This window comes from Halorientalis marina (assembly GCF_023028345.1).
Lineage (GTDB): Archaea > Halobacteriota > Halobacteria > Halobacteriales > Haloarculaceae > Halorientalis > Halorientalis marina.
Window position 1 is genome coordinate 2,324,118 of record NZ_CP095487.1, and the last position, 21,709, is coordinate 2,345,826.

23 protein-coding genes and 2 tRNA genes are annotated in these 21,709 nt (G+C 68.1%); 19 read left to right on the top strand and 6 right to left on the bottom strand.

Features of this window, described 5'->3' with window-relative positions:
• A complete protein-coding gene (locus MUG96_RS11815) occupies nucleotides 1–309 on the top strand; it encodes a transcription initiation factor IIB family protein (protein WP_246982977.1) in 309 nt (102 codons plus the stop codon).
• 22 nt (nucleotides 310–331) lie between these two features.
• Here MUG96_RS11815 and MUG96_RS11820 read toward each other — a convergent pair whose 3' ends face one another.
• Complete coding sequence (locus MUG96_RS11820; RefSeq protein ID WP_246982985.1) at nucleotides 332–826, bottom strand: phosphopantetheine adenylyltransferase; 495 nt, start codon at nucleotides 824–826, stop codon at nucleotides 332–334.
• 102 nt (nucleotides 827–928) lie between these two features.
• On the opposite strand from MUG96_RS11820, the gene MUG96_RS11825 reads away from it, so the two are divergent.
• Complete coding sequence (locus tag MUG96_RS11825; protein WP_246982988.1) at nucleotides 929–1,519, top strand: NADPH-dependent FMN reductase; 591 nt, start codon at nucleotides 929–931, stop codon at nucleotides 1,517–1,519.
• A 33-nt stretch (nucleotides 1,520–1,552) separates the two neighbouring features.
• On the opposite strand, the gene MUG96_RS11830 is transcribed toward MUG96_RS11825, so the two are convergent.
• Nucleotides 1,553–2,563, bottom strand: coding sequence for a hypothetical protein (locus MUG96_RS11830; protein WP_246982990.1), 1,011 nt, complete (start codon nucleotides 2,561–2,563; stop codon nucleotides 1,553–1,555).
• Between the two features lie 103 nt (nucleotides 2,564–2,666).
• On the opposite strand from MUG96_RS11830, the gene MUG96_RS11835 reads away from it, so the two are divergent.
• From MUG96_RS11835 to MUG96_RS11850, 4 genes are all read left to right on the top strand, one after another.
• Nucleotides 2,667–3,320 (top strand): YIP1 family protein, encoded by a 654-nt coding sequence (locus MUG96_RS11835; protein ID WP_246982994.1) that lies wholly within the window; start codon nucleotides 2,667–2,669, stop codon nucleotides 3,318–3,320.
• Between the two features lie 40 nt (nucleotides 3,321–3,360).
• Entirely contained in the window at nucleotides 3,361–3,624 is a 264-nt protein-coding gene (locus tag MUG96_RS11840; protein ID WP_246982996.1) for a hypothetical protein, read from the top strand.
• A gap of 125 nt (nucleotides 3,625–3,749) precedes the next feature.
• The gene (locus MUG96_RS11845) at nucleotides 3,750–5,909 is read left to right on the top strand and encodes a DHH family phosphoesterase (protein ID WP_246982999.1); all 2,160 of its coding nucleotides are present in this window, start codon (nucleotides 3,750–3,752) and stop codon (nucleotides 5,907–5,909) included.
• A gap of 81 nt (nucleotides 5,910–5,990) precedes the next feature.
• Nucleotides 5,991–7,664 (top strand): tRNA uridine(34) 5-carboxymethylaminomethyl modification radical SAM/GNAT enzyme Elp3, encoded by a 1,674-nt coding sequence (locus MUG96_RS11850; RefSeq protein ID WP_246983009.1) that lies wholly within the window; start codon nucleotides 5,991–5,993, stop codon nucleotides 7,662–7,664.
• 139 nt (nucleotides 7,665–7,803) lie between these two features.
• On the opposite strand, the gene MUG96_RS11855 is transcribed toward MUG96_RS11850, so the two are convergent.
• On the bottom strand, nucleotides 7,804–8,187 hold the full coding sequence (locus tag MUG96_RS11855; protein WP_246983011.1) for a DUF7994 family protein: 384 nt from the start codon (nucleotides 8,185–8,187) through the stop codon (nucleotides 7,804–7,806).
• Nucleotides 8,188–8,274: 87 nt separating this feature from the next.
• Between MUG96_RS11855 and MUG96_RS11860 the strand changes: the two genes are divergently transcribed.
• Both MUG96_RS11860 and rqcH read left to right on the top strand, forming a co-directional pair.
• Nucleotides 8,275–9,039 carry an MBL fold metallo-hydrolase gene (locus tag MUG96_RS11860; protein ID WP_246983013.1) on the top strand — a complete coding sequence of 255 codons (765 nt, stop codon included), beginning with the start codon at nucleotides 8,275–8,277 and terminating at the stop codon, nucleotides 9,037–9,039.
• 60 nt (nucleotides 9,040–9,099) lie between these two features.
• Complete coding sequence (gene rqcH / locus MUG96_RS11865) at nucleotides 9,100–11,292, top strand: ribosome rescue protein RqcH (RefSeq protein ID WP_246983016.1); 2,193 nt, start codon at nucleotides 9,100–9,102, stop codon at nucleotides 11,290–11,292.
• A gap of 24 nt (nucleotides 11,293–11,316) precedes the next feature.
• On the opposite strand, the gene MUG96_RS11870 is transcribed toward rqcH, so the two are convergent.
• Nucleotides 11,317–11,544: a DUF7385 family protein gene (locus tag MUG96_RS11870; protein WP_246983019.1), complete on the bottom strand. Its 228-nt coding sequence runs from the start codon at nucleotides 11,542–11,544 to the stop codon at nucleotides 11,317–11,319.
• A 117-nt stretch (nucleotides 11,545–11,661) separates the two neighbouring features.
• Between MUG96_RS11870 and MUG96_RS11875 the strand changes: the two genes are divergently transcribed.
• Together MUG96_RS11875 and MUG96_RS11880 are read left to right on the top strand one after the other, a co-directional pair.
• Nucleotides 11,662–12,702: a nicotinate-nucleotide--dimethylbenzimidazole phosphoribosyltransferase gene (locus MUG96_RS11875; RefSeq protein WP_246983022.1), complete on the top strand. Its 1,041-nt coding sequence runs from the start codon at nucleotides 11,662–11,664 to the stop codon at nucleotides 12,700–12,702.
• A gap of 7 nt (nucleotides 12,703–12,709) precedes the next feature.
• On the top strand, nucleotides 12,710–14,011 hold the full coding sequence (locus MUG96_RS11880; protein WP_246983025.1) for a cobyrinic acid a,c-diamide synthase: 1,302 nt from the start codon (nucleotides 12,710–12,712) through the stop codon (nucleotides 14,009–14,011).
• 27 nt (nucleotides 14,012–14,038) lie between these two features.
• Here the strand turns inward: MUG96_RS11880 and MUG96_RS11885 are convergent, their stop codons facing one another.
• A complete protein-coding gene (locus MUG96_RS11885; RefSeq protein WP_246983028.1) occupies nucleotides 14,039–14,848 on the bottom strand; it encodes an alpha/beta fold hydrolase in 810 nt (269 codons plus the stop codon).
• 151 nt (nucleotides 14,849–14,999) lie between these two features.
• Here MUG96_RS11885 and dacZ point away from each other — a divergent pair, with 151 nt between their 5' ends.
• On the top strand, nucleotides 15,000–15,812 hold the full coding sequence (gene dacZ / locus MUG96_RS11890) for a diadenylate cyclase DacZ (RefSeq protein ID WP_246983030.1): 813 nt from the start codon (nucleotides 15,000–15,002) through the stop codon (nucleotides 15,810–15,812).
• Nucleotides 15,812–16,591, top strand: a complete 780-nt coding sequence (locus MUG96_RS11895) for a mechanosensitive ion channel domain-containing protein (RefSeq protein WP_246983032.1) — start codon at nucleotides 15,812–15,814, stop codon at nucleotides 16,589–16,591. The genes dacZ and MUG96_RS11895 overlap by 1 nt, the downstream gene beginning before the upstream one ends.
• A 36-nt stretch (nucleotides 16,592–16,627) precedes the next feature.
• On the opposite strand, the gene MUG96_RS11900 is transcribed toward MUG96_RS11895, so the two are convergent.
• A complete protein-coding gene (locus tag MUG96_RS11900) occupies nucleotides 16,628–17,716 on the bottom strand; it encodes an Mrp/NBP35 family ATP-binding protein (RefSeq protein ID WP_246983035.1) in 1,089 nt (362 codons plus the stop codon).
• Nucleotides 17,717–17,911: 195 nt separating this feature from the next.
• Between MUG96_RS11900 and moaA the strand changes: the two genes are divergently transcribed.
• From moaA to MUG96_RS11935, 7 genes are all read left to right on the top strand, one after another.
• Nucleotides 17,912–18,988, top strand: a complete 1,077-nt coding sequence (moaA, locus tag MUG96_RS11905) for a GTP 3',8-cyclase MoaA (protein WP_246983037.1) — start codon at nucleotides 17,912–17,914, stop codon at nucleotides 18,986–18,988.
• 189 nt (nucleotides 18,989–19,177) lie between these two features.
• Nucleotides 19,178–19,262, top strand: a tRNA-Ser gene (locus MUG96_RS11910).
• A gap of 18 nt (nucleotides 19,263–19,280) precedes the next feature.
• Complete coding sequence (locus MUG96_RS11915; RefSeq protein ID WP_246983039.1) at nucleotides 19,281–19,817, top strand: 30S ribosomal protein S13; 537 nt, start codon at nucleotides 19,281–19,283, stop codon at nucleotides 19,815–19,817.
• Nucleotides 19,817–20,341, top strand: a complete 525-nt coding sequence (locus tag MUG96_RS11920; protein ID WP_246983043.1) for a 30S ribosomal protein S4 — start codon at nucleotides 19,817–19,819, stop codon at nucleotides 20,339–20,341. The genes MUG96_RS11915 and MUG96_RS11920 overlap by 1 nt, the downstream gene beginning before the upstream one ends.
• A gap of 1 nt (nucleotide 20,342) precedes the next feature.
• On the top strand, nucleotides 20,343–20,732 hold the full coding sequence (locus MUG96_RS11925) for a 30S ribosomal protein S11 (protein WP_246983046.1): 390 nt from the start codon (nucleotides 20,343–20,345) through the stop codon (nucleotides 20,730–20,732).
• 3 nt (nucleotides 20,733–20,735) lie between these two features.
• Nucleotides 20,736–21,497, top strand: coding sequence for a DNA-directed RNA polymerase subunit D (locus tag MUG96_RS11930; RefSeq protein WP_246983049.1), 762 nt, complete (start codon nucleotides 20,736–20,738; stop codon nucleotides 21,495–21,497).
• Nucleotides 21,498–21,614: 117 nt separating this feature from the next.
• Nucleotides 21,615–21,699: transfer RNA gene (locus MUG96_RS11935), tRNA-Leu, on the top strand.
• The last annotated feature ends 10 nt before the right edge of the window (nucleotides 21,700–21,709 follow it).

Sequence of the window (21,709 nt, forward strand, 5' to 3'; positions counted from 1 at the left end):
GTGTACCGCGCGAGCGACGAAGTAGCGAACGAGGAGTGGCTCGGTGACCTCGACGAGGCGGCCGACCGCCTCGACCTCGACGACGACGCGCGGAGTCGCGCGACCGATCTGTTCCTCTCGACGGTCCCGGACGCGGACCGCTCGAAGCGCGCGACGCTCGCGACGAGCCTCTACGTCGGGGCGCTGATCGCCGGCGACCGGCGCTCGCAGTCGGCGGTCGCGGAGGCGACGGGCGTCGCTCGCCTGACGATTCAGCAGCGCTGGAAGGAGTTGCTCGAGACCGCCGGGCTGGACGCGCCGGAGTGGTGAGGCCGGGCGCGAACGCCGAGAATCAGGTATCGGGGTGGCGCGACCGCCCGTCCCGGTCCGGCGTGAGATTGCCGTGTTCGTCGATCTCACCGCTGACGATCCGCGTCGAGGAGATGATATCGCCGTCCTCGGCGTAGACGTGGTCGACGACCTCGATGTCGAGGGGGTCCATCCCGCGCTCGCGCCGGATTTCGTTGACGCGGCGGCCGCCGGTCTCGGTCTCGGGGGAGACGACGAGCACGTCGAACTGCTCCTCGGTCGCGATCCCGGTTGGCTCCTCGAGTTCGCGGATCTCGTAGTCCCGGTCGTACTCGTCGGCGAACGCCGCGAGTTCGTTTTCGAGGTCGCGCCGTCGGTCGGCGAAGGAACGGACGTAGCGGTCCTCGTCGCGCGTCTTCGGCGCGAGGTCGTCGCTCGTCAGCCCGACCGTCACGTCACCCAGTTCGAACGCGCGGTCGAACAGCGCGCGGTGCCCGTCGTGTACGGGGTCGAACGTCCCGCCCAGCGCGACCTTCATATCTCCCGGGATGGAACCCTCGTGGTTTAGTGGTGTCGGATTCACAGCGGCGACCGCGGTTTGGCTCCCACTTCTAAGGGGTCGCCCGTCGTCGAGTCGGGCATGGCACACCCACACGTCGTCGCGATTCCCGGGAGCCTCCGGGACGCCAGCCACACTCGCAAAGCACTGTCGTACGCCCTCGACGCCGCCGAGGACGCGGGCGGCGGCACGGAACTGCTCGACCTCCGGGAGTGGGACCTGCCAGTCTACGACGCCGACGCCAGCGACGCCGGCGACGCCGCGGCCTTCACCGAGCGGGTCCGGGCGGCCGATGCCGTCCTGCTCGGGACGCCGGTCTACCACGGCTCCTACGCCACACCGCTGAAGAACGCGCTCGACTACTGCGGGTTCGACGAGTTCGACGGGACGACGGTCGGCCTCCTGTCGGTCGCGGGCGGCGCCTTCCCGATCACAGCGCTCGACCACCTCCGTTCGGTCTGTCGCGCGCTAAACGCCTGGGTTCTCCCCCACCAGGCGGCCGTCCCGAAGGCCCGGAACGCCTTCGACGGCGGGCCCGACGACTGGACCTGGGCCGACGAGGAGGTGGCCGAGCGGGTCGCCGTCCTGGGCGAGCGGGTCGTCCAGTACGCGAACATCGAACCCGACCCGCCCTGTCTGGAGAGCCGGGAGAACGTCGGCGCGGACGACTGACCCGTCAGCCGGCGGCCGACCGGTGCCACCGGTTCAGGGGAGCGTTAACAGCCCGAGCGTCGCGGACCGGTCGCCGGAGTCCCAGACGACGCGGACCTGTGAACCGCTCTCGAGGCCGGAGACGTCCACGGTGACGCTGTCGCCGGCAGCGATCTCGCCTTCGAACGTCGCGTTCGCCGGTTCCCCATCGACGAGGACCGTCAGGTTCGAGCCGTCGGCGGTGTCGCCGGCCTGGTGGGTGATCGTGACCGTCTCCGCGTTCGCGTCGTACTCGAAGGCGAAGGAGATCCGTGGCGTCTCGGCGACCGTGCCGGTCGTCTGCGGTGAGACGCCGACTGCGGTGTATTCCGGGCGGCCGCGAACGGGCGTGACCTCGGAGAACGGTCTGTCGAGGAGCGACCCGAACGGGAACTCCATGTCCCCGCTCACGGGCACGTCGTACGTGACCGTCGCCCGGTAGACCCCCTCGGCGCGCTCGGTGAACGAGGCCTCGCGGCTGTCGAGGTCCATCTGTCGCCCGCCGCCCCAGACGACGTAGTGACTGTCGTGGGCGTTCCGGTAGGTCTCGTCGACGTAGAACCACAGCTCGAACCGGTCGGCCGCCTCGTCGTAGACCGGCGTCGCGAACGCGTGCTGGGCGCCGTCCGTCGGGTCGAGCGTCGGTCCGACTTCGAGTGGGGGTCCCGAGGGCGTCGGCGTCGGGGAAGAACTGCCACCACTCTCGCCACCGCCGTTGACGGGGACGCCGTCGTGGATACCGCGAAGCGCCCAGGTCATCTCGACCGGGGCCGTGAACGAGATTTCGGTGTCGGAGACGGACACCGAGCCGTCGCTGACCGCGGCCACGTCGACGGTGTATCTCCCGTTTTCGGCGACGAGGTCGTCGCCGCTGGGGGTCGGGCTGGGGGTGTTCGTGCCGGTCCCGGTCGTCGGACTGGCGTCGCCGGTGTCGGGAGCGGCGGTCGATTCGTTCGATGCGTCCGTACAGCCTGCGACCGTGGCGGCGGCCGCGAGGCCGAGCAGGAACCGTCGGCGGCGGACCATACTGGCCCCGTTGTCGGTCATCTGGTATAAATCGTGGCCGTCGGTTTCCGGGCCGGAAAGCGAACCCGCAACGGTCATACCGGACTCGGCCCTAGGGTCTTCCGTGACGCAGTGGGTCGAGAATCCGACCGGGGGGCGCGACCGCGGCCCCGTAGCCATCCTCCGCGCCTGGGCCGAGGTCCTCGTGCGACCGCGCCGGTTCTTCCGGGGCGGCGTCGCGCCGGGCGACCAGGCGCCGGGGCTGGTGTTCGCCGCCGTCGTCGTCCTCGTCGAGGAACTGACGCGGCTCGCGCTCGTCGGCGGCATCTACCCGACCGTCGGGGGACAGCCCGCCGCATCGACCGCGCTCTTTCTCGCGCTCGCGGTCGTCCTCGTGATGCCCGCGACCCTCCACCTGACCGCCGCGCTCCAGACGCTCATCCTGATGGCGACCGCGCCGGACCGCGGCGGCGTCAGCGAGACCGTCCAGGTGCTCGCGTACGCCACCGCGCCCTGTGTGATCGTCGGCGTCCCCGTTCCGGCAGTCCGGTTCGTCGGCGCTCTCTACGGCGTCGTTCTGCTCGTCGTCGGTACGTCCGTCGTCCACGGGACGAGCGTCCCGAAGACGGTCCCGCTCGTCGCGGTCCCGGCGGCCATCGTCTTCGGCTACGGCTTCCGCGGGTTCGGCGCGGGAGCCGCCCTGCTCGCGGACCTCGGCTACGGCTCGCTACTGGACGGGTTGCTGATGGCGTTCGCGGCCGGCGGCGTGCCGGCCTGACGGCGGGAGTCTTTAGCGGGCGGGCGGCGTATCGCCAACCATGCTCACGCTGAACCTGGAGGAGTTCATGGTCGAACTCAAGGAGGGGTCGCTCAAGCACGTCGGGCCGACGAACAAGGCCGCGACGGTCAAGCTCTACGACATCGACGGGCTGGAGGTCAGGGAGTTCGGCGACGAGCGGGTGAAACTGACCTTCGCGGACGACGAGGGGAACGAGGTCGAGATCGCGCTGTTCCCCGAACAGGCCAGCGAGGTCGCCCGCGGTATCGAGGCGCTCGAAGACGGGAGCGAGGTGTACGACTGACGGGCCGGCCCACCCGGAGACTGCCCCAGGACCACTGTGCCGGGGGAATCACGGGACCGTCGAAGGTAACCGGCGGGCGCTTCGATTCGACAACCGTTTTAGGGCGGGTCCGCTTGTGGACGCTAATGGGAAGCTGTATCATTTGCGGTACGGACGTCGACGGTCACATCTGCGAGACGCATCAGCAAGACGCGGTCTTCGAGTTCCGCGGGACACAGCCCGACCAGCTGACGCCGGGGCGGTTCTACCGCGGCACGGTCGACGGCTACGCCGAGTTCGGCGTGTTCGTCGACATCGGCGACCGCGTGACCGGCCTGCTCCACCGAAGCGAGCTCGATCAGCGTCTCGAATCGCTCGACTGGGATGCCGGTGACACCGTGTTCGTCCAGGTCAAGAACGTCCGCGACAACGGCAACATCGACCTCGGTTGGTCCATCCGCCAGGCCGAGCGGGAGTTCCGTGGCACGCTCATCGACGACCCCGACGAGGATCACGAACTGCTGAAGGAGGAAGTCGAGAACGACGGCGAGGACGACGACGAACCGATCCGCCACGAAGTCGGCGAGGTCCCCGACTCTGCCGGCTCGGCCGACCGCCGCTCGGCCGGTGATACCGGGACACCAACGGACGGCGGTGGCACGGACGCCGCCACGGAATCCGACGGCGAGGACGACGACGTGACGACGGAAGCCACCGAAGCCGGCAGCGGCGACGGCGGTTCGGCCGGCGGCAGCGCCGGACAGGCAGTCGTCGAAGAGTCACCCGAGGCCGAGGAGGTCGAACTGACCCAGGTCGAAATCGGCACGCTCGACGATCTCGTCGGCGACGACGTTCGTATCGAAGGCGAGATCATCGACATCCGACAGACCAGCGGCCCGACGGTGTTCGAGATTCGTGACGAGTCCGGCGCAGTCGACTGCGCGGCCTTCGAGGAAGCGGGCGTCCGCGCCTATCCCGGCGTCGAGAACGGCGACGTGGTCCGCCTCGACGGCGAAGTCCGCGAGCGACGGGGCGAACTCCAGGTCGAGACGGAGGCGCTGCTCGTCCTCGAAGACGAGGAGCGGGAGGCAGTCACCCAGCGGATGGCCGATGCCCTGACCGAGCGAGCGACGCCCGAGGACGTCGACCCGCTGGCCGTCGACGACGCCGTCGACGCGGTGCTCGACGAGGTCCGCGAGGCCGCGACCGCGATCCGGCGTGCGGTACTCGAGGACCGACCGGTCGTCGTCCGCCACACCGCGACTGCGGACGGCTACGTGGCCGGCGTCGCCATCGAGCGGGCGACGCTCCCGCTGGTCCGCGAACAGCACAGCGGTGCCGACGCGGAGTACCACTACTTCGACCGCCGCCCGCTCGAAGACGGCGTCTACGACATGGGCGATGCGACCAAGGACGTGACGGGGATGCTCGACAACCGCGAACGCCACGACGAGAAGCTCCCGCTGTTCGTGTTCACCGCCGCCGGCGCGACCCGTGAATCCCTCGACGGCTTCGACCTGCTGGACGTCTACGGCGCCGAACGGATCGTCGTCGACGCCGCCGAGGCCGACGACGAGGTCGCGGAGACCGTCGAAACCATCGTCTCGCCGTCGCTCGCGGACACCGACGCGACGACGACCGCGAGCGCGCTGGCCGCCAACGTCGCCGTCCACGTCGACGACGACGCGCGCGACGACCTCGCACACCTCCCCGCCGTGAGTTTCTGGGAGGACGCCCCCGAGGTGTACGTCGAGACCGCCGCCGAAGCCGGCTACGACGCGGACGAAACCCGGGAGATTCGGGAGGCCATCGCACTCGAAGCCTACTACCAGTCCTACGAGGACAAGCGCGAACTCATCACCGATCTCCTGTTCCCCGAGGACGAGGCCGAGCGCGGCCTCGCGGGCCACGTCAGCGAGCAGTTCCGCACGAAACTGAGTGCGGAGGTCGACACCGCGAACGCCAACCTCGAAACCCGCGAGGTCGGCGACGCGACCCTCGCAGTCCTGGATACGGATTCCTACACCCACCGCTACGAGTTCCCGCCGAAGAGCCTCCTGCTCGACGAGCTGTTCCGCGAGCACCGCGACGAGGTCGACGCCGTCCTGGGCCTGGAGTCGGACGAACTCATCCTCCGCAGTCACGACCCGCTCGACGTCCACGCCATCGCCGAAGCGGCCGGCGAGGCAGTCCCCGAGGCCGGCCTCGCCGCAAAGAGCGCCCGCGACGGCCGGCTGGAGTTCCTCTCCGGCGAGCGTGACGCCGTCCTCGAAGCGGTCGTCGAGACAGTCGCCGACCGGCTCTGAGAACGGCCGCCGCCCGCCCCCGGTCCGACAGCGACACGCTTATTCGCGCCACGCGACGAGTGTGGGCAACGACAGCGGCCCATGAGTACGGACACACCCGAGAGCGAGGACCCGACCGAGACCGAGGCCTTCGAGCAGGTCTGCGAGGAGCTGATCGACCGCATCCTCGCGGGCGACCTCGAACGCGACGATGTCGAGAGCGCCAAGCTCGACGTCTGCTCGGAGTACTCCTCGCCGAAGGTCCCCAAGAACTCGGAGCTGCTGGACTACGCGCCCCTCGAACGCCGGGAGGAACTGGAAGAGGTGCTCCAGCGCAAGCCCGTGCGGACCGCGTCGGGCGTCTCCCCGGTGGCGATCATGACCTCGCCCCACCGGTGTCCACACGGGAAGTGCCTCTACTGTCCCGGCGGGCCGGACTCGGAGTTCTCCAGCGCCCAGAGCTACACGGGCCACGAGCCCGCGGCCGCCCGCGGCGAGCAGAACGACTACGACCCCTACGGCCAGGTCCGCCTGCGCCTGAACCAGTTGCGCGAGATCGGCCACCCCGTCGACAAGGTGGAACTCATCCTGATGGGCGGGACGATGACCGCCCGGAGCCACGACTATCAAGAGTGGTTCGTCAAGCGGGCCATCGAGGCGCTGAACGACTTCGACGCGACGGCCCAGCCCGAGCCCGCCGAGGGTGTGAGTTTCGCGCAGGACGAAGCGGATTACGAATTCCGCTATCTGGAGGACGTCATCGCCGAGAACGAGACCGCGGACGTACGCAACGTCGCGACGACGTTCGAGACCAAGCCCGACTGGTGTGACCCGGAACAGATCGACCGGATGTTGAACCTCGGGGGGACGAAAGTCGAGGTGGGCGTCCAGACCACCTTCGAGCGGATCAACCGCGAGATGCACCGCGGCCACGGGGTCCAGGACGCCATCGACGCCAACCGCCGTCTCCGGGACGCCGGGTTCAAAGTCGGGTTCCACATGATGCCCGGTCAGCCGGGCATGAGCGAGGAGATGTGCCTGGAGGACTTCCGGCGCATCTTCGAGCGCACGGACTGGCGGCCGGACTACCTGAAGATTTACCCGACGCTCGTCGTCGAGGGGACCGCGACCTACGACATGATGCACCGAGACGAGTTCGAACCGCTCGACAACGAGCGGGCCGCGGAACTGGTCGCCGAGATCAAGTCGATGATTCCCGAGTACACGCGCCTCCAGCGCGTCCAGCGGGACATCCCCGCCGACTTCATCGAGGGCGGCGTCTGGAAGTCGAACCTCCGGCAACTGGCCCGCAAGCGGATGGACGAGCACGGCTGGACCTGCGACTGCATCCGCTGTCGCGAGGTCGGCATGAACGACGAGGAGCCGGGGGACGTGACCCTCGACACCATCGAGTACGAGGCCGGCGGCGGCACCGAGCAGTTCATCTCCTTCGAGGACCGCGAGCGCGACCTGCTGGTCGGGTTCTGCCGGCTTCGCTTCCCGAACGATCCAGTACGGCGGGAACTGGACAACGCCGCGCTGGTCCGCGAACTCCACGTCTACGGCAGTCAGGTCGGCGTCGGTCAGCAGAGTGACGACGACCAGCAACAGCACAGGGGCTACGGCCGCCGCCTGCTCGCGGAGGCCGAGCGGCGGGCCGCGGACGCGGGATTCGAGAAGCTTTCGGTGCTCTCGGGCATCGGCGTCCGGCAGTACTACCGGAAGAAGTTGGAGTACTACCAGGACGGACCGTACGTGAGCAAGCGGCTGTCCTGAGCGCGAGCGACGCGAGCGTGGTTTTGCCCCATCTTTTGCGCGGAGGGGGTCGCGACCAGCGGGAGCGACCCCGACGACGCAAAAGGTGGGACTGGGCCGTACGTGAGCAAGCGGCTATCCTGCGGCAGACCGGGAGGCATCACTCCAGCCGCGACACGTCGAAGTGTTTGCCGCCGCGGGCGAAGTCGTAGCCGATGAAACACAGGACGAGGCCGCCGAGAGCTGCGGCGATCCGGGCCGCTGTTTCGGGCGTCGCCGCACCGCCGTCGAGCGCGGCGGCCGCGCCGGGGCGGAGACCGAGACCGACCAGGACGTAGGCGGTCCCGACGAGCGTGTACCAGGGGACTGTCGCGCCGGCGACCTTGACCTCGTCACGGAGTGCCCCGGCGACGACGAAGCCGCCAGCGACGGCCAGGAGCGCGATCTGTACGGCGGTTCTGGGGGCGGGAATCCCGAAGCTGGCAACGAGGGCGGCCGGGATCGCGAGGAGGAAGAGCCCGAACACGAACAGGAGGCGGCGCATGGACGAGGTTCCGCTGGTCGCGAAAAGAAGGTACCGGCAGGCTGACGGACCGGTCGGTTTTAGCGCCTCGAACGAGAAACGTGCAGTATGGCCGACCAGCTCGCAGAGGGGGTGTGGCTACTCGACCTGGGCCTCGTGCCGCCGCTCGCTACCAACGGCTTTCTCATCGACGACGCACGGAGAGAGGTCCCGTCGACCGATGCCGAAACCGCCGACGAGGGAGACGAGTCCGCGACCGACGGAACGGCCAGCGACGTGACGCTGATCGACACGGGGCTTTTCTGGAACCTGAACTCGTTGCGGGAGGAACTCGCGGCGGCGGGCTACGCGGTCGCGGACATCGACCGCGTGCTCCTCACGCATTACGACCTCGACCACACCGGCGGCCTGCGGGACATCGCCGCGGAGCTCTCGGGCCCGGTCTACATCGGCGAGGCCGACGGGCGGCTGGTCGCCGGTGAGAACCAGCCCAACGCCTTCCACCACAAGGGCCTCTTTCACCGGATCGTCCGTCGACTCTTTCCGCTCCCGGACACGGCCGAGGTCCGGCACGTCCGCAACGGCGACGGCATCGGACGGTTCACCGCCTATCACACGCCGGGCCACAATCCCGGGCACACGGTCTACGTTCACAACAGCGGCGTGGCCTTCCTCGGCGACCTCGTCTGGGAGGAGGAAGGCGAACTGACGCCACCGTTCTGGCTCGACTCCTACGATATGCGGGACGTGCGGGAGAGCATCCGTCGCTTCGCTGACGGGGCGCCGGCCTTCGAGGTGGCCTGCATGGGCCACGGAACACCGCTCACGTCGGGCGGGTCCGACGCCCTGGAGCGGCTGGTCGCGAAGCTGTGAGCCGGCGGCCGCGCGACCGCCGAACGACACCCTCTTTGTGCGCCCGGCGGAGGTGGGAGTATGGATCGCAAGCGGGAGCTGACCAGCGTGGACCTGGCGGCGCTGGTCGGCGAACTGCGCGCCTACGAGGGTGCGAAAGTCGACAAGGCGTACCTCTACGACGACGGACTTCTCCGATTCAAGATGCGGGATTTCGACCGCGGCCGCGTCGAACTGCTCGTCGACACCGGCGAAACCAAACACCTCCGCGTCGCCGACCCCGACAACGTCCCCGACGCGCCGGGCCGACCCCCGAACTTCGCGATGATGCTCCGCAACCGCCTCTCGGGGGCGGACCTCGTGGACGTGCGCCAGTACGAGTTCGACCGCATCGTGGAGATCGAGTTCGACCGCGGCGACGACTCGACGACGGTCGTCGTCGAGTTGTTCGGCGACGGGAACGCCGCCGTCCTCGACGGGACCGGCGAGGTCGTCGACTGTCTCGACACCGTCCGACTGAAGTCCCGCACCGTCGCCCCCGGCTCCCAGTACGAGTTCCCGTCGGCGCGGTTCGACCCCCTGTCCGCGGACTACGAGGCGGTCGCGGCGCGACTCGACGATTCGGACACCGATCTCGTGCGGACCATCGCGACGCAGTTGGACTTCGGCGGCCTCTGGGGTGAGGAGCTGTGTACCCGGGCCGGCATCGAAAAGACGAAAGACATCGACGAGGCGACCGAGGACGACTACGAGGCGATCTTCCACGAGATCGAGCGCCTGCGGGACCGGATCGATGCCAGCGACCTCGACCCGCAGGTGTACTACCCCGAGGACTGGGGCGAAGGCGACGACGACGGGGCGGAGGAAGGCGACCCCGGTCCGCGCGTGGACGTGACGCCGTTCCCCCTCGAAGAACACGGTGCAGCCCCGAGCGAGCCCTTCGAGACGTTCACAGCGGCGCTGGACGACTACTTCACGCACTTCGGCGCCGACGAGCGGAAAGCCAGCGGTGACGCGAGCGAGGGCGGCAGCGGCGGTGGCCGCGACCGCCCGGACTTCGAGAGCGAGATCGAGAAAAAAGAGCGCATCATCGAGCAACAGCGTGGTGCCATCGAGGATTTCGAGGCCCAGGCCGAGGCCGAACGCGAGAAGGCGGAACTCCTCTACGCCGAGTACGATCTCGTCGACGATATCCTCTCGACGGTCCAGCGCGCTCGCGAGGACGACGTTCCCTGGGCGGACATCGCCGCGAAGTTCGAGCAGGGCGCGGAACAGGGCATCCCCGAGGCGGAGGCGGTCGCCGACGTGGACGGCAGCGAGGGGACCGTCACGGTCGAACTCGGCGACCACCGCGTGACCGTCGACGCGTCGATGGGCGTCGAGAAGAACGCCGACCGCCACTACAACGAGGCCAAACGCGTCGAGGAGAAGAAGGAGGGCGCCGAGGCGGCCATCGAGAACACCCGCGAGGAACTCGAAGCCGTGAAAGAGCGCCGCGAGGAGTGGGAGGCAGAGGACGAGAGCGAGGAGAGGGGAGCGGCCGAGGGCGACGGTGAGGGAGCGGGCGACGAGGCCGAGGACGTCGACTGGCTGTCGAAGCCGTCCATCCCCGTCCGCCAGTCCGAATCGTGGTTCGAGGAGTACCGCTGGTTCCACACCAGCGACGACTTCCTGGTCATCGGCGGGCGAAACGCCGACCAGAACGAGGAGCTGGTCGAGAAGTACCTCGACCGCCACGACCGCTTCTTCCACGCACAGGCCCACGGCGGCCCCGTCACGATCCTGAAGGCCACGGGGCCGAGCGAACCCGCCAAAGACGTGGACTTCCCGGAGACGACACTCGACGAGGCCGCACAGTTCGCCCTCTCGTACTCGTCGGTCTGGAAGGAAGGGAAGTTCGCCGACGACGTGTACATGGTCGAGCGCGACCAGGTCTCGAAGACCCCCGAGTCCGGCGAGTACCTCGAAAAGGGCGGCTTCGCCATCCGCGGCGACCGGACCTACTTCGAGAACGTCCGCGCCGAAGTCGCCGTCGGGGTCACCTGCGAGCCGGAGACGCGGGTGATCGGCGGCCCGCCGTCAGCTATCGAGCCACGAACGGAGACGAGCATCCGGCTCGAACCCGGGCGCTACGCACAGAACGACATGGCGAAGAAGTGCTACCGGGAACTCAAATCGCGGTTCGCCGACGAATCGTTCGTCAGAAAGGTGGCCTCGCCGGACCGCGTCCAGGAGTTTCTGCCGCCGGGCGGCAGTCGGATGATCGAGGACTGAGCGGCGCCTCGGCGACTGCCAGGGTCAGTGCTTGTGGGTGAAAAGCAGTGCGTCGCCCTCGTGGACGTGGGTGCAGATGTCCATGGCGAAGTCCAGTCCGAGGGTGTTGAACTCGTCCTGGCAGACGATGAGGTTGTCGAACGAATCGTCGCAGGCCGGACACGCCAGTCCGACGGTGTTCTGGTAGATCTTCACGGAATCGCTCTCCTGCCTGGGCGTCAGCGACGAGACGAGTTCGTCGTAGTCGTCCATACTCCCCGTACTGACCGGCGTCCCTATTAAACCATCCGCCGACGGGCGGAACCATGAATTAAAGTTAGCTTGGAGTAATCACACGAATATGGAACGACGACCGACGGCGGTGGTCGGATGCGACTGATACTCGTGGCGGGAACGACGCGAACGGCGGCCATCGACGGAATCAGCGCGGCGGGTGCCGACCCCGACGTGATGGTCCACACGCCGAGCGCGGACGCGGAGATAGTGACGTACGGCGAGCCGATCCGCGCGCCGGTGGTCCCGGTGAGTCCGAGCGGGTGTCCGACGCCGGCAGTCGTGACGCGGGCCGTCCGCGAGCTGGTCGGGTTCGACGTGACCGTCGTCGACGGCGGGCTCGCTGAGCCGACCGGTGCGCCGACGGTCACGGTCGGCGCGAGCGCCGGTGGAGACATCCGCGAGCAGGACCCGGTGCCGACCGCGCCGGGCGTCTTCGCCGCGGCCCGGGAGTTCGGACGCGCGATTCCCGACGACGAGGTGTACGTCGCCGAGACGATTCCCGGCGGGACGACGACCGCGCTGGGCGTCCTGCGTGCGCTCGGTGAGGACGGCGCGGTCTCCTCGTCGCTCCCCGACAACCCGCTGGCGCTGAAAGAGGAGGTCGTGAGCGAGGGATTGGCGGCCAGCAGTCTCTCGCCCGGCGGCGCCGCGGGCGAGCCGAAAGTCGCTGTCCGGCGGATGGGCGACCCGGTCCTCGCCACTGTCGCGGGTTTCGTCGTCGGCTGTACCGAGACGGACACGGCGGTCACGCTGGCGGGCGGGACGCAGTTGCTCGCCGCCGCCGCGCTGGTCCGGCACACCGGCGTCGAGACGACCCTTCCCGCGGCGACGACGACCTTCCTCGCGGCAGACGAGAGCGCCAGCGTCCGTGACCTCGCGGCCGACCTCAACGTGGATTTGACGGTCACCGACCCGGGGTTCGACGGCGTCGACCATCCCGCCCTGAGCCGGTTCGTCGCCGGCGAAGCCAAGGAAGGGGTGGGTATGGGTGGCGCGCTCGCACTCGCAGCCGCCGCGGCCGTCCCGATGGCCGACGTTCGCGAGCGAGTGCTGTCCGTCTACGACCGACTGTTCGACGAGGACGCGCCCGGCGAGGGGGCGACCGACGCCGACGAGGGGGCCTCGCGGTCGTGAGCGACCGATGAGAGGACTGGTACTCGCGGGCACGAGTTCGGGCGTGGGCAAGACCGTCGCGACGCTCGCGGTTCTTCGGGCGGCCGCGGACGCGGGCCACTCCGTTCAGCCCGCGAAAGCGGGACCGGACTTCATCGACCCGAGCCACCACGCCGTCGTCGCGGACCGCCCCTCGCGGACGCTCGACACGTGGCTCGAAGGCGATGACGGTATCCGGCGGAACTACCACCGCGGCGAGGGCGACTTCTGTGTCGTCGAGGGGGTCATGGGTCTGTACGACGGCGACGGGTCGAGTACGGCGATGGTCGCCGACGCGCTCGACCTGCCGGTCGTCCTCGTCGTCGACGCGAAGGCCGGCATGGAGAGCGTCGCCGCGACCGCGCTCGGCTTTCGGGAGTACGCCGCGACCGCGGACCGTGACATCGAGGTCGTGGGAGTACTCGCTCAACGCGCCCACGGCGGCCGTCACGCCGAGGGCATCCGGGACGCCCTCCCCGACGGCATGACCTACTTCGGTCGGATTCCGCCGACGCCGGACCTGGAGATACCGGAGCGACACCTCGGCCTCCACATGGGCGAGGAGGCACCCCTGGACGACGAGACGCTGGCCGCCGCGGCCGAACACGTCGAACTCGACCGACTGCTGGCGACGGCCCGGGAACCGCCAGCGGCCGACGGGCCGGCAACGTCCCCGAAACCCCGGGATTCGACCGTCGCGGTCGCGGAGGATGCGGCATTTTGCTTCCGGTATCCGGCGACGCTCGAACGGCTCCGGGAGCGGGCCGAGGTGGCCACCTTCGCACCCGTGGCTGGGGACGACCTCCCCGAGTGCGACGGCGTCTACCTCCCCGGCGGCTACCCGGAACTCCACGTCCCGGAACTGGCCGACAGTCCGGCGCTCGACACGCTCGGGGACCGCGCGGCCGAGGGGCTGCCCGTGCTGGGGGAGTGTGGCGGGCTGATGGCGCTGGCCGAGTCGCTGACGACCGCCGACGGCGAACGCGGCGAGATGGCCGGCGTGCTCCCCGCCGAGGTCGAGATGCACGACCGCTACCAGGCGCTCGACCACGTCGAACTCCGGGCGACGGGGGACACGCTCACGGCGGGCGCGGGGGCATCCGTCCGCGGCCACGAGTTCCACTACAGCGAGGCGACGGTCGACAGCGACGCCCGCTTCGCCTTCGAGACCGTGCGCGGGGACGGCATCGACGGCGACCACGACGGCCTCACCGAGTACGAGACGCTGGGGACCTACGCCCACGTCCACGCCGAGAGCGGCGCGTTCGACCGGTTCGTCGACGCGCTCTGAGAAACGAGTCGCCCCGTCACTCGTCCCTCAGTACACGTCCGCCAGGAACTCGCGGATGGCGTCGTTGACCGGTTCGGGGTTCTCCGTGTTGGAGGAGTGGCCCGCTTCCGGAATCAGTTCCATGCGGGCGTCCGGCAGCTGGTCGAGCATCGGTTCCGACATCTCCGGTTCGATGGAGATGTCCTCCTCGCCGTGGACGATGAGGACGGGGACCTCGATCTCGTCGAGTCGGTCCTCGACGCCGGGCCGGTGGAGCCAGGACTTCGTCTCGTTGTAGACGGCCTTGCCGGGGTAGGTGAGCCAGCGGTCCTTCCAGTGCTCGACGAGGTCGGTCCGCTCCTCGTTCGAGGTCCGGCCGAAGAGGAGGTTCGCGACGATGTCGGCCATCGGTTCGGGGACGTCCCCGGCGTCGCGGGCGTTCTCGATCATCTCCTCGTACTGGTCTTGGTCGCTCTCGTCGTGCGGTTGTGCCATGCTGTCGATGAGGACGATGCCGTCGAGGGCATCCGGATACTCCAGCGCGAACCGCAGCGCCATGAACCCGCCCATCGACATCCCGGCGAGGACCGTCGAGTCGATGTCCTTTGCTTCGAGGAGCGCCTTGCAGTCCTCGACGAGGTCGTCGAGGTCGTAGGGGTCGTGGGAGTTGTCGGTCCGTGCCCGGAGGTTGTACGCGATCGTGCGGTAGTCCCCGGACAGGGCCTCGATCTGCGGCGTGAACATCGTCCGGTCCATCAGCGTCCCGTGGGCGAAGACGATGGGGTCCCCCGAGCCCTCGTCGACGGACAGCGTCTCCGTTCGGTGGCGATACATCGCAGTTGCCGGGTCTTCTGCCATGGCCCACCCCACGGGTGGGGGGACTAAATAGGTGTGCGTGGGCCGATATTTCCTTCGAAGGCTATAATTGGCCGACACGGGTATGACGAGCGCCGGACGGCCGTACGACACCGCCATAAAGCTTTTTCGTGCCTGCCGGGTTGATTCGGTAATGACCGATCTTGACGAGCTGCTCGCCGATATCGTGTCGGACGTCGACGCGATCTTTCTGTTCTCGCCGAGCGCTTCCTTCTACGACCGATTCGAGGACGTCGAGGACGCGTCGGTGGTCGTCATCTCGGACGAGAACGACCTCGATGCCGAGGTATACGTCGAATTGCCGCTGGAGTTCAACGACGTGTCCAGTCGCATCCGGTACGGGATCGAGGGCGCGCTCGACATGGAACTGATCGACGAGGGGGCCGTCATCGCGTGTGCGGCGAAGACGTTCGAAGACGAGATCGACACCATCACGCGCGTCCGGGCGAACCAGTTCCAGCCGTCCGGCGTCTACAGCCTCTTTACCAACTCCCGGGCCGACCCCGCCGTCATCAGGGACGTGCTGGAGGTCGCCATCGAACTCGGGAAGAAGGGACAGAAGGGGAAGCCGGTGGGGGCGTTGTTCGTCGTCGGCGACGCCGGGAAGGTGATGAACAAGTCCCGCCCGCTGTCGTACAACCCCTTCGAGAAGTCCCACGTCCACGTCGGCGACCCCATCGTCAACGTGATGCTCAAGGAGTTCTCGCGGCTGGACGGGGCCTTCGTCATCTCGGATTCGGGGAAGATCGTCTCGGCGTACCGCTACCTCGAACCCTCCGCCGAAGGCGTCGACATCCCGAAGGGGCTGGGCGCGCGACATATGGCGGCCGGGGCGGTCACGCGGGACACGAACGCGGTGGCTATCGTCCTCTCGGAGAGCGACGGCCTCGTGCGGGCGTTCTCGGGCGGTGAACTGATCATCGAACTCGATCCGGAGGAGTACTGATGTCGTTCCACGGCGGGCTCAACGAGTTTCTGACCAGTTCCCGCTTCCTGCTCGGGAGCGCGATCTTCGTCGCTGGCCTGTTGCTCGGATACGCCGTCGGCGGTATCATCAGGCGGCTCCTGCTCGCCATCGGCCTCGACTCGACCGCCGAAGGGACGACCTTCGAGCGGACTGCACAGGGACTTGGGACATCGACTGTCGGCGTCCTCTCGCAGCTGGTCGCCATCGGCATCTACACGGCGGCCGCCCTCTCGGGTCTGTTTATCGCAGGGCTGCTGAACACCCAGGCAGTCGTCCCCTTTCTCGCCGCCTTCTTCCCGAAGGTGTTCATCGCCACGCTGGCGATCATCGCGGGCCTGCTCGTCGGCGACAAGGCCGCCCTGCTCGTCGGGGAGAAACTGCGAAGCATCAAGCTCCCGGAGGTCGGTCTCCTCCCGATAGTCGTCCGGTACAGCATCTTCTACATCGCCGCCCTCATCGCGCTCGGCCAACTGGGCGTCGCGACCGGCGCGCTCATCGTCCTGCTCGCGGCCTACACCTTCGCCCTGATCTTCCTCGGCGGCCTGGCCTTCCGGGACCTGCTGGCGACCGGCGCCGCAGGGGTCTACCTCCTGCTCGAAGAACCCTACAGCATCGGCGACGAGATTCGCGTCGGCGACCGGTCGGGCATCGTCCAGGAAGTCGACCTGTTCGTCACCTACGTCGAGGAAAACGGCGAGGAGTACATCGTTCCGAACCGCGAGGTCTTCCGGGAGGGCGTCATCAGAATCAGGGAGTAACGGGAGCCGGGCCGGCGCCGCGGCGGGGCGACCGCGTCAGTGGTCGTGCCCGTGTTCGTGGTCGTGATCGTGGGCCGGCTCGCTCCGCGTCGCCGAGAGCCCGCGCCGGTGGACGATCCCCTGCATGTTCGCCGTCTCGCGGGCGAACTCGGTGAGTGCGTCGGCGGTCTCGGAATCGTCGTCGAGGACCGTCGGCCGGCCGCCGTCGCCGCCCTCGCGGACGCGGGGGTCCAGCGGAATCGACCCGAGGAAGGGCATGTCCGACTCGTCGGCGAAGTCCTCGCCGCCGCCCTCGCCGAAGATGGCGTGTTCCGAGCCACAGTCGGGACACCGGAAGCCGGCCATGTTCTCGACGATGCCGAGCACGGGCGTCTCGTGTTTGCCGAACATCTCCAGGCCTTTGCGGGCGTCGTCGATGGCGACCTCCTGTGGCGTGGTGACGATGACGGCCCCCGAGACGGGGACGGTCTGGAGCATCGAGAGCTGTGTGTCGCCCGTCCCCGGCGGGAGGTCGACGATCATGTAGTCGAGTGCCCCCCACTCGACGTCCTCCCAGAGCTGGGTGAGGACCTTGTGGACCATCGGCCCTCGCCAGATGACGGGGTCGTCCTCGCCGACGAGGAAGTCCATGCTCATGAGCTTAATCCCGAACTTCTCGACGGGGACGAGATTCTCGTCTTTCGTCGCCTGCGGGCGCTCGTCGGCGTCGACCATCCGCGGCACGTTCGGGCCGTACACGTCGGCGTCGAAGAGGCCGACGCGGGCACCCATCTCCGCCAGTCCGGCCGCGAGGTTGACCGCGACGGTACTCTTCCCGACGCCGCCCTTCCCGGAGGCGACGGCGATGATGTTCTCCACGCCGGGGAGGATCGCCTCGTCGTCGCTCACGCCCGTTTCGATGTCGGCCGAGAGGTCGATCTCGTAGTCGACGTCGTCGAGCACCGAACGCACGTCGTTCGCGATGGCCGTCTCGTTCGGCGAATAGGGTGCGCCGAGCGCGAGCGAGATGTGGATCGTGTCCCCCTCGACGGTCACGTCGTTGACCAGCCCCAGCGACACGACGTCGTCGCCGAGGTCGGGGTCCTCGACCGCCCGCAAACGCTCTCGTACGTCGGTTTCGTCCATACCCGTCGTAGGCCCCGCCGCGGCGATAAGGGTTGTGGACCCGCCCCGAACGCCCGTTCTCGGCGAAACCGACCGCGAGCGGTTCCGAACCGGGCCGACAGGGACGCGTGCTGTGCGAGCAGAGTAACCAGTTTCAGTTACATGGACCGGCCTTTCGACACTGGGTTTAAGCACGTGCGCTTGGGATTCTGGGATATGCTGGTCGACCAGTTCGGGCGCGAGGTCAGCGGCGTCCGAGTTTCCCTGACGGATCGGTGTAATTTCGACTGCGTCTACTGCCACAACGAGGGGCTGGGCGACACGCGGGGGCCGATGGAGCCACAGGACGACGAGATGGACACCGACGACGTCGTCCGCTTCCTGGAGGTGGCCCACGAGTTCGACGTGGAGGCAGTGAAGTTCACCGGCGGCGAGCCGATGCTCCGTGACGACCTCGCGGAGATCGTCCGCCGGACGCCCGACGGGATGGAGACCTCGCTGACGACCAACGGGACCTACCTGCCCGACCGCGCCGCCGAACTGGTCGACGCGGGTCTGGACCGGGTGAACGTCTCGCAGGACGCCCTGGACCCGGAGGCCTTCGCCGAGGTGACGAAAAGCGGCGAGTACGAGGCCGTCATCGACGGCGTGCTGGCCGCGCTGGACGCCGGTCTCGACCCCGTGAAGCTCAATATGGTCGTGTTCGAGGCCACTGCGGGGTACGTCCCGGAGATGGTCCAGCACGTCGCCGAGCGCGAGGGGCTCCAGCTCCAGCTCATCGAGTATATGCCCGAACTCGCGGGGCGGCCGGAGTGGGCCATCGACATCGAACGCGTCCACGGCTGGCTCGAAGACATCGCCCTCCGCGTCGAGCAGCGGTCGATGCACGACCGGCGGCGCTACTTCGTCGAGGCCGACGCAGTGGCGGCGGCGACCGACGAGACGGCTACGGACCGGTTCGATACCGACGGCGAACCGGACGGCTCGGGCGTCGGAATGGTCGAGATCGTCGATCCCGTGGAAAACGAGGATTTCTGTGCGAACTGCCACCGCGTGCGCGTCACACACGAGGGACATCTCAAAGGCTGTCTCAACCGCAACGACGACCTGCGGTCGATGGGCGAGATGACGAAGCCAGAAATCCGCGACGCGTTCCGCGAGGTGGTCCACAATCGGGTCCCCTACTACGGCGAGTACATGGTCAAGGAGGACGGCGAATGGACGATCAACGAGGAGTACATCGGCACGCCACCGACGAGCGAGGGCGGACGTGAGACGGCCGAGAGCGACTGAGACACCGTCACACGGGAGCGAAACTCCCGAAACGGACGCGGGCCCTTTCGTTGCGTTTTTATACGGTGACGGCGGTACGTGACAGTACGCTCGTGCAGGGGCTCCGGCCCCGAGTCCGAGAGGCCGCCGGCAACGGTGACCGAGTCACCCGTTGGGTGACGAGGGCGTCGAGAAACAGAATGCAAGCGGGTCGTGGTAGCCAAGTCTGGCCCAAGGCGCAGGGTTGCTAACTCTGTGGCGTCAAGCCTCCGGGGTTCGAATCCCCGCCACGACGCTCACACAACGCGTATCCATGAGTGCAGAAGACCCAGAACAACCGGACGAGGACGCGGAGGAGGACGAGGACCTCCGCTATTTCGTCCGCATCGGACAGACGGACCTCGACGGGACGAAATCCGTCGAGCGATCACTGACAGACATGAACGGGATCGGCACGCGGGCCGCCCGGATCATCGCCGAGGAAGCCGGCATCGACCGCCGGGCCGTCTTCGGGAAGCTCGAGGACGACGAGATCGACACGATCGTCGACCTGGTCGAGGGCTTCGCCGACGAGGTTCCGGACTGGATGACGAACCACCAGTCGGACTTCTTCAGCGGGGAGACGACCCACGAGACGGGGAACGACCTCGGCCTGACGCGCCGCCAGGACATCAACCGGATGAAGATGATCGACTCCTACCGTGGCGTTCGCCACAAACGCGGACAGAAGGTCCGCGGTCAGCGGACGAAGTCCACGGGCCGTACCGAGGGGACCATCGGCGTCAACGTCGAGGCGATCAAGGAAGAACAGGCCGAGGAGGCCGCCGAAGAAGAGGACAGTGAGGAATAATGGCACTCGGTAGCAACACCAAACTCTACGAGACGCCGAACCACCCCTTCCAGGGCGAACGCATCTCCGAAGAGTCCGGCCTGCTCGGGCAGTACGGGCTCAAGAACAAGGAAGAACTCTGGCGCGCCCAGTCGGAACTGCGCTCCTACCGGCGCGAGGCCCGGGAACTGCTCGGCCGCGCGCAGGGTGACGCCGAGGCCGCCGAGGCGGAGAGCGACGAGTTCCTCACCCGGCTCCAGCGACTCGGCATCCTCAACGAGGAGGACGGCCTGGACGACATCCTGTCGCTGGACGTGACGGACGTGCTGGAGCGTCGGCTCCAGACGGTCGTCTACCGCAAGGGGTACGCGAACACCCCGGAGCAGGCCCGACAGTTCATCAGCCACGGTCACATCGTCATGGGGGACCGCCGCGTGACGGAGCCGTCGGCGAAAGTGCTGGTCGCGGAGGAAGACGGCGTGGGCTTCGACAGCGCGAGCCCGCTGACGGACGAACTCCACCCGGAACGAGCGGAGGAACAGTAACATGCCCGAAGAAAAGGACGACATCTGGGGCATCGCCCACGTGCACGCATCGTTCAACAACACGATCATCACCATCACCGACCAGACCGGCGCGGAGACGCTGGCGAAGTCCTCCGGCGGGACGGTCGTGAAGCAGAACCGCGACGAGGCGTCGCCGTACGCCGCCATGCAGATGGCCGAGGTCGTCGCCGAGGAGGTCAAGGCACAGGGCGTGGAAGGCGTCCACGTCCGCGTGCGTGGCCCCGGCGGGAACCAGCAGAAAAATCCCGGCCCGGGCGCGCAGGCGACCATCCGTGCCCTGGCCCGTGCCGGCCTGGAGATCGGCCGTATCGAGGACGTGACACCGATCCCGCACGACGGGACCCGCGGGCCGAAAAACAGCGGGTTCTGACACATGGCAGGTGACTACGACGTAGAGTTCATCGACGGGGACGAACGCGAGGCACGGTTCCTCGTGCGCGGCGTGACCCCGGCCTTCGCCAACGGCATCCGGCGTGCGATGATCGCGGACGTGCCGACGCTCTCGGTCGACGAGGTGCGAGTCATCGAGAACTCGTCGGTCATGTTCGACGAGCAGATCGCACACCGGCTCGGGCTCGTCCCGCTGACGACGCCCGACGACTACGAGATCGGCGAGACGGTCACGCTGGCACTGGACGTGGAGGGGCCGGGCACGGCCTACTCCGGCGATCTGGTCAGTACCGACGACCAGGTCGAGCCGGCGGACAACAACATCCCCGTCATCGAGCTGAAAGATCTCGAAGGCTCCGAGACGCCCCAGCGACTGGAGGTCGAGGCCGAGGCGGTGCTGGACCGCGGCCGCGAACACGCCAAACATCAGGGCGGGGTCGCGGTCGGCTACCGGCACCTGCAGGAGGTCGAGGTGGTCGGCGACGCCGACGAGTTCGGCGAGCGGGACCCACACATCCTGCGCGGGGTCATTCAGGAGGACGGCGAGCTGATCCCGACCGAGGAGTTCGACCACGACCTCACGAGCCGGTACCCCGGCAAGGAAGTCGAGGTCCACGACGTGCCGAACGCCTTCGTGTTCCACGTCGAGACGGACGGCTCGCTGACCGTCGAGGAACTGACGGCGAAAGCGGTCGACTCACTGCACGACCGCGCCGCGGAACTGAAAGACGCAGTCCAACTGTAGCAATGTTCACTGCCCACCGGACCCGAGATGACGCCCGCGTTCCCCTGGAGAGCGGCGGTGCCGACGGGCCGGTAACCGAAAGCGGTTTGAAGGGGCAGTTTGAATCGAACAACGCGAGCAGGGATAGCCAAGTTTGGCCAACGGCGCAGCGTTCAGGGCGCTGTCCCGTAGGGGTCCGCAGGTTCAAATCCTGCTCCCTGCATTCTCCGGCT

What these genes read in the sequence shown, in the direction of transcription:
- MUG96_RS11820 (WP_246982985.1), bottom strand. Translation starts at nt 826, where the DNA reads ATGAAGGTCGCGCTGGGCGGGACGTTCGACCCCGTACACGACGGGCAC.
- MUG96_RS11825 (WP_246982988.1), top strand. Translation starts at nt 929, where the DNA reads ATGGCACACCCACACGTCGTCGCGATTCCCGGGAGCCTCCGGGACGCC.
- MUG96_RS11830 (WP_246982990.1), bottom strand. Translation starts at nt 2,563, where the DNA reads ATGGTCCGCCGCCGACGGTTCCTGCTCGGCCTCGCGGCCGCCGCCACG.
- MUG96_RS11840 (WP_246982996.1), top strand. Translation starts at nt 3,361, where the DNA reads ATGCTCACGCTGAACCTGGAGGAGTTCATGGTCGAACTCAAGGAGGGG.
- MUG96_RS11845 (WP_246982999.1), top strand. Translation starts at nt 3,750, where the DNA reads ATGGGAAGCTGTATCATTTGCGGTACGGACGTCGACGGTCACATCTGC.
- MUG96_RS11850 (WP_246983009.1), top strand. Translation starts at nt 5,991, where the DNA reads ATGAGTACGGACACACCCGAGAGCGAGGACCCGACCGAGACCGAGGCC.
- MUG96_RS11855 (WP_246983011.1), bottom strand. Translation starts at nt 8,187, where the DNA reads ATGCGCCGCCTCCTGTTCGTGTTCGGGCTCTTCCTCCTCGCGATCCCG.
- MUG96_RS11860 (WP_246983013.1), top strand. Translation starts at nt 8,275, where the DNA reads ATGGCCGACCAGCTCGCAGAGGGGGTGTGGCTACTCGACCTGGGCCTC.
- rqcH (WP_246983016.1), top strand. Translation starts at nt 9,100, where the DNA reads ATGGATCGCAAGCGGGAGCTGACCAGCGTGGACCTGGCGGCGCTGGTC.
- MUG96_RS11870 (WP_246983019.1), bottom strand. Translation starts at nt 11,544, where the DNA reads ATGGACGACTACGACGAACTCGTCTCGTCGCTGACGCCCAGGCAGGAG.
- MUG96_RS11875 (WP_246983022.1), top strand. Translation starts at nt 11,662, where the DNA reads ATGCGACTGATACTCGTGGCGGGAACGACGCGAACGGCGGCCATCGAC.
- MUG96_RS11880 (WP_246983025.1), top strand. Translation starts at nt 12,710, where the DNA reads ATGAGAGGACTGGTACTCGCGGGCACGAGTTCGGGCGTGGGCAAGACC.
- MUG96_RS11885 (WP_246983028.1), bottom strand. Translation starts at nt 14,848, where the DNA reads ATGGCAGAAGACCCGGCAACTGCGATGTATCGCCACCGAACGGAGACG.
- dacZ (WP_246983030.1), top strand. Translation starts at nt 15,000, where the DNA reads ATGACCGATCTTGACGAGCTGCTCGCCGATATCGTGTCGGACGTCGAC.
- MUG96_RS11895 (WP_246983032.1), top strand. Translation starts at nt 15,812, where the DNA reads ATGTCGTTCCACGGCGGGCTCAACGAGTTTCTGACCAGTTCCCGCTTC.
- MUG96_RS11900 (WP_246983035.1), bottom strand. Translation starts at nt 17,716, where the DNA reads ATGGACGAAACCGACGTACGAGAGCGTTTGCGGGCGGTCGAGGACCCC.
- moaA (WP_246983037.1), top strand. Translation starts at nt 17,912, where the DNA reads ATGCTGGTCGACCAGTTCGGGCGCGAGGTCAGCGGCGTCCGAGTTTCC.
- MUG96_RS11915 (WP_246983039.1), top strand. Translation starts at nt 19,281, where the DNA reads ATGAGTGCAGAAGACCCAGAACAACCGGACGAGGACGCGGAGGAGGAC.
- MUG96_RS11920 (WP_246983043.1), top strand. Translation starts at nt 19,817, where the DNA reads ATGGCACTCGGTAGCAACACCAAACTCTACGAGACGCCGAACCACCCC.
- MUG96_RS11925 (WP_246983046.1), top strand. Translation starts at nt 20,343, where the DNA reads ATGCCCGAAGAAAAGGACGACATCTGGGGCATCGCCCACGTGCACGCA.
- MUG96_RS11930 (WP_246983049.1), top strand. Translation starts at nt 20,736, where the DNA reads ATGGCAGGTGACTACGACGTAGAGTTCATCGACGGGGACGAACGCGAG.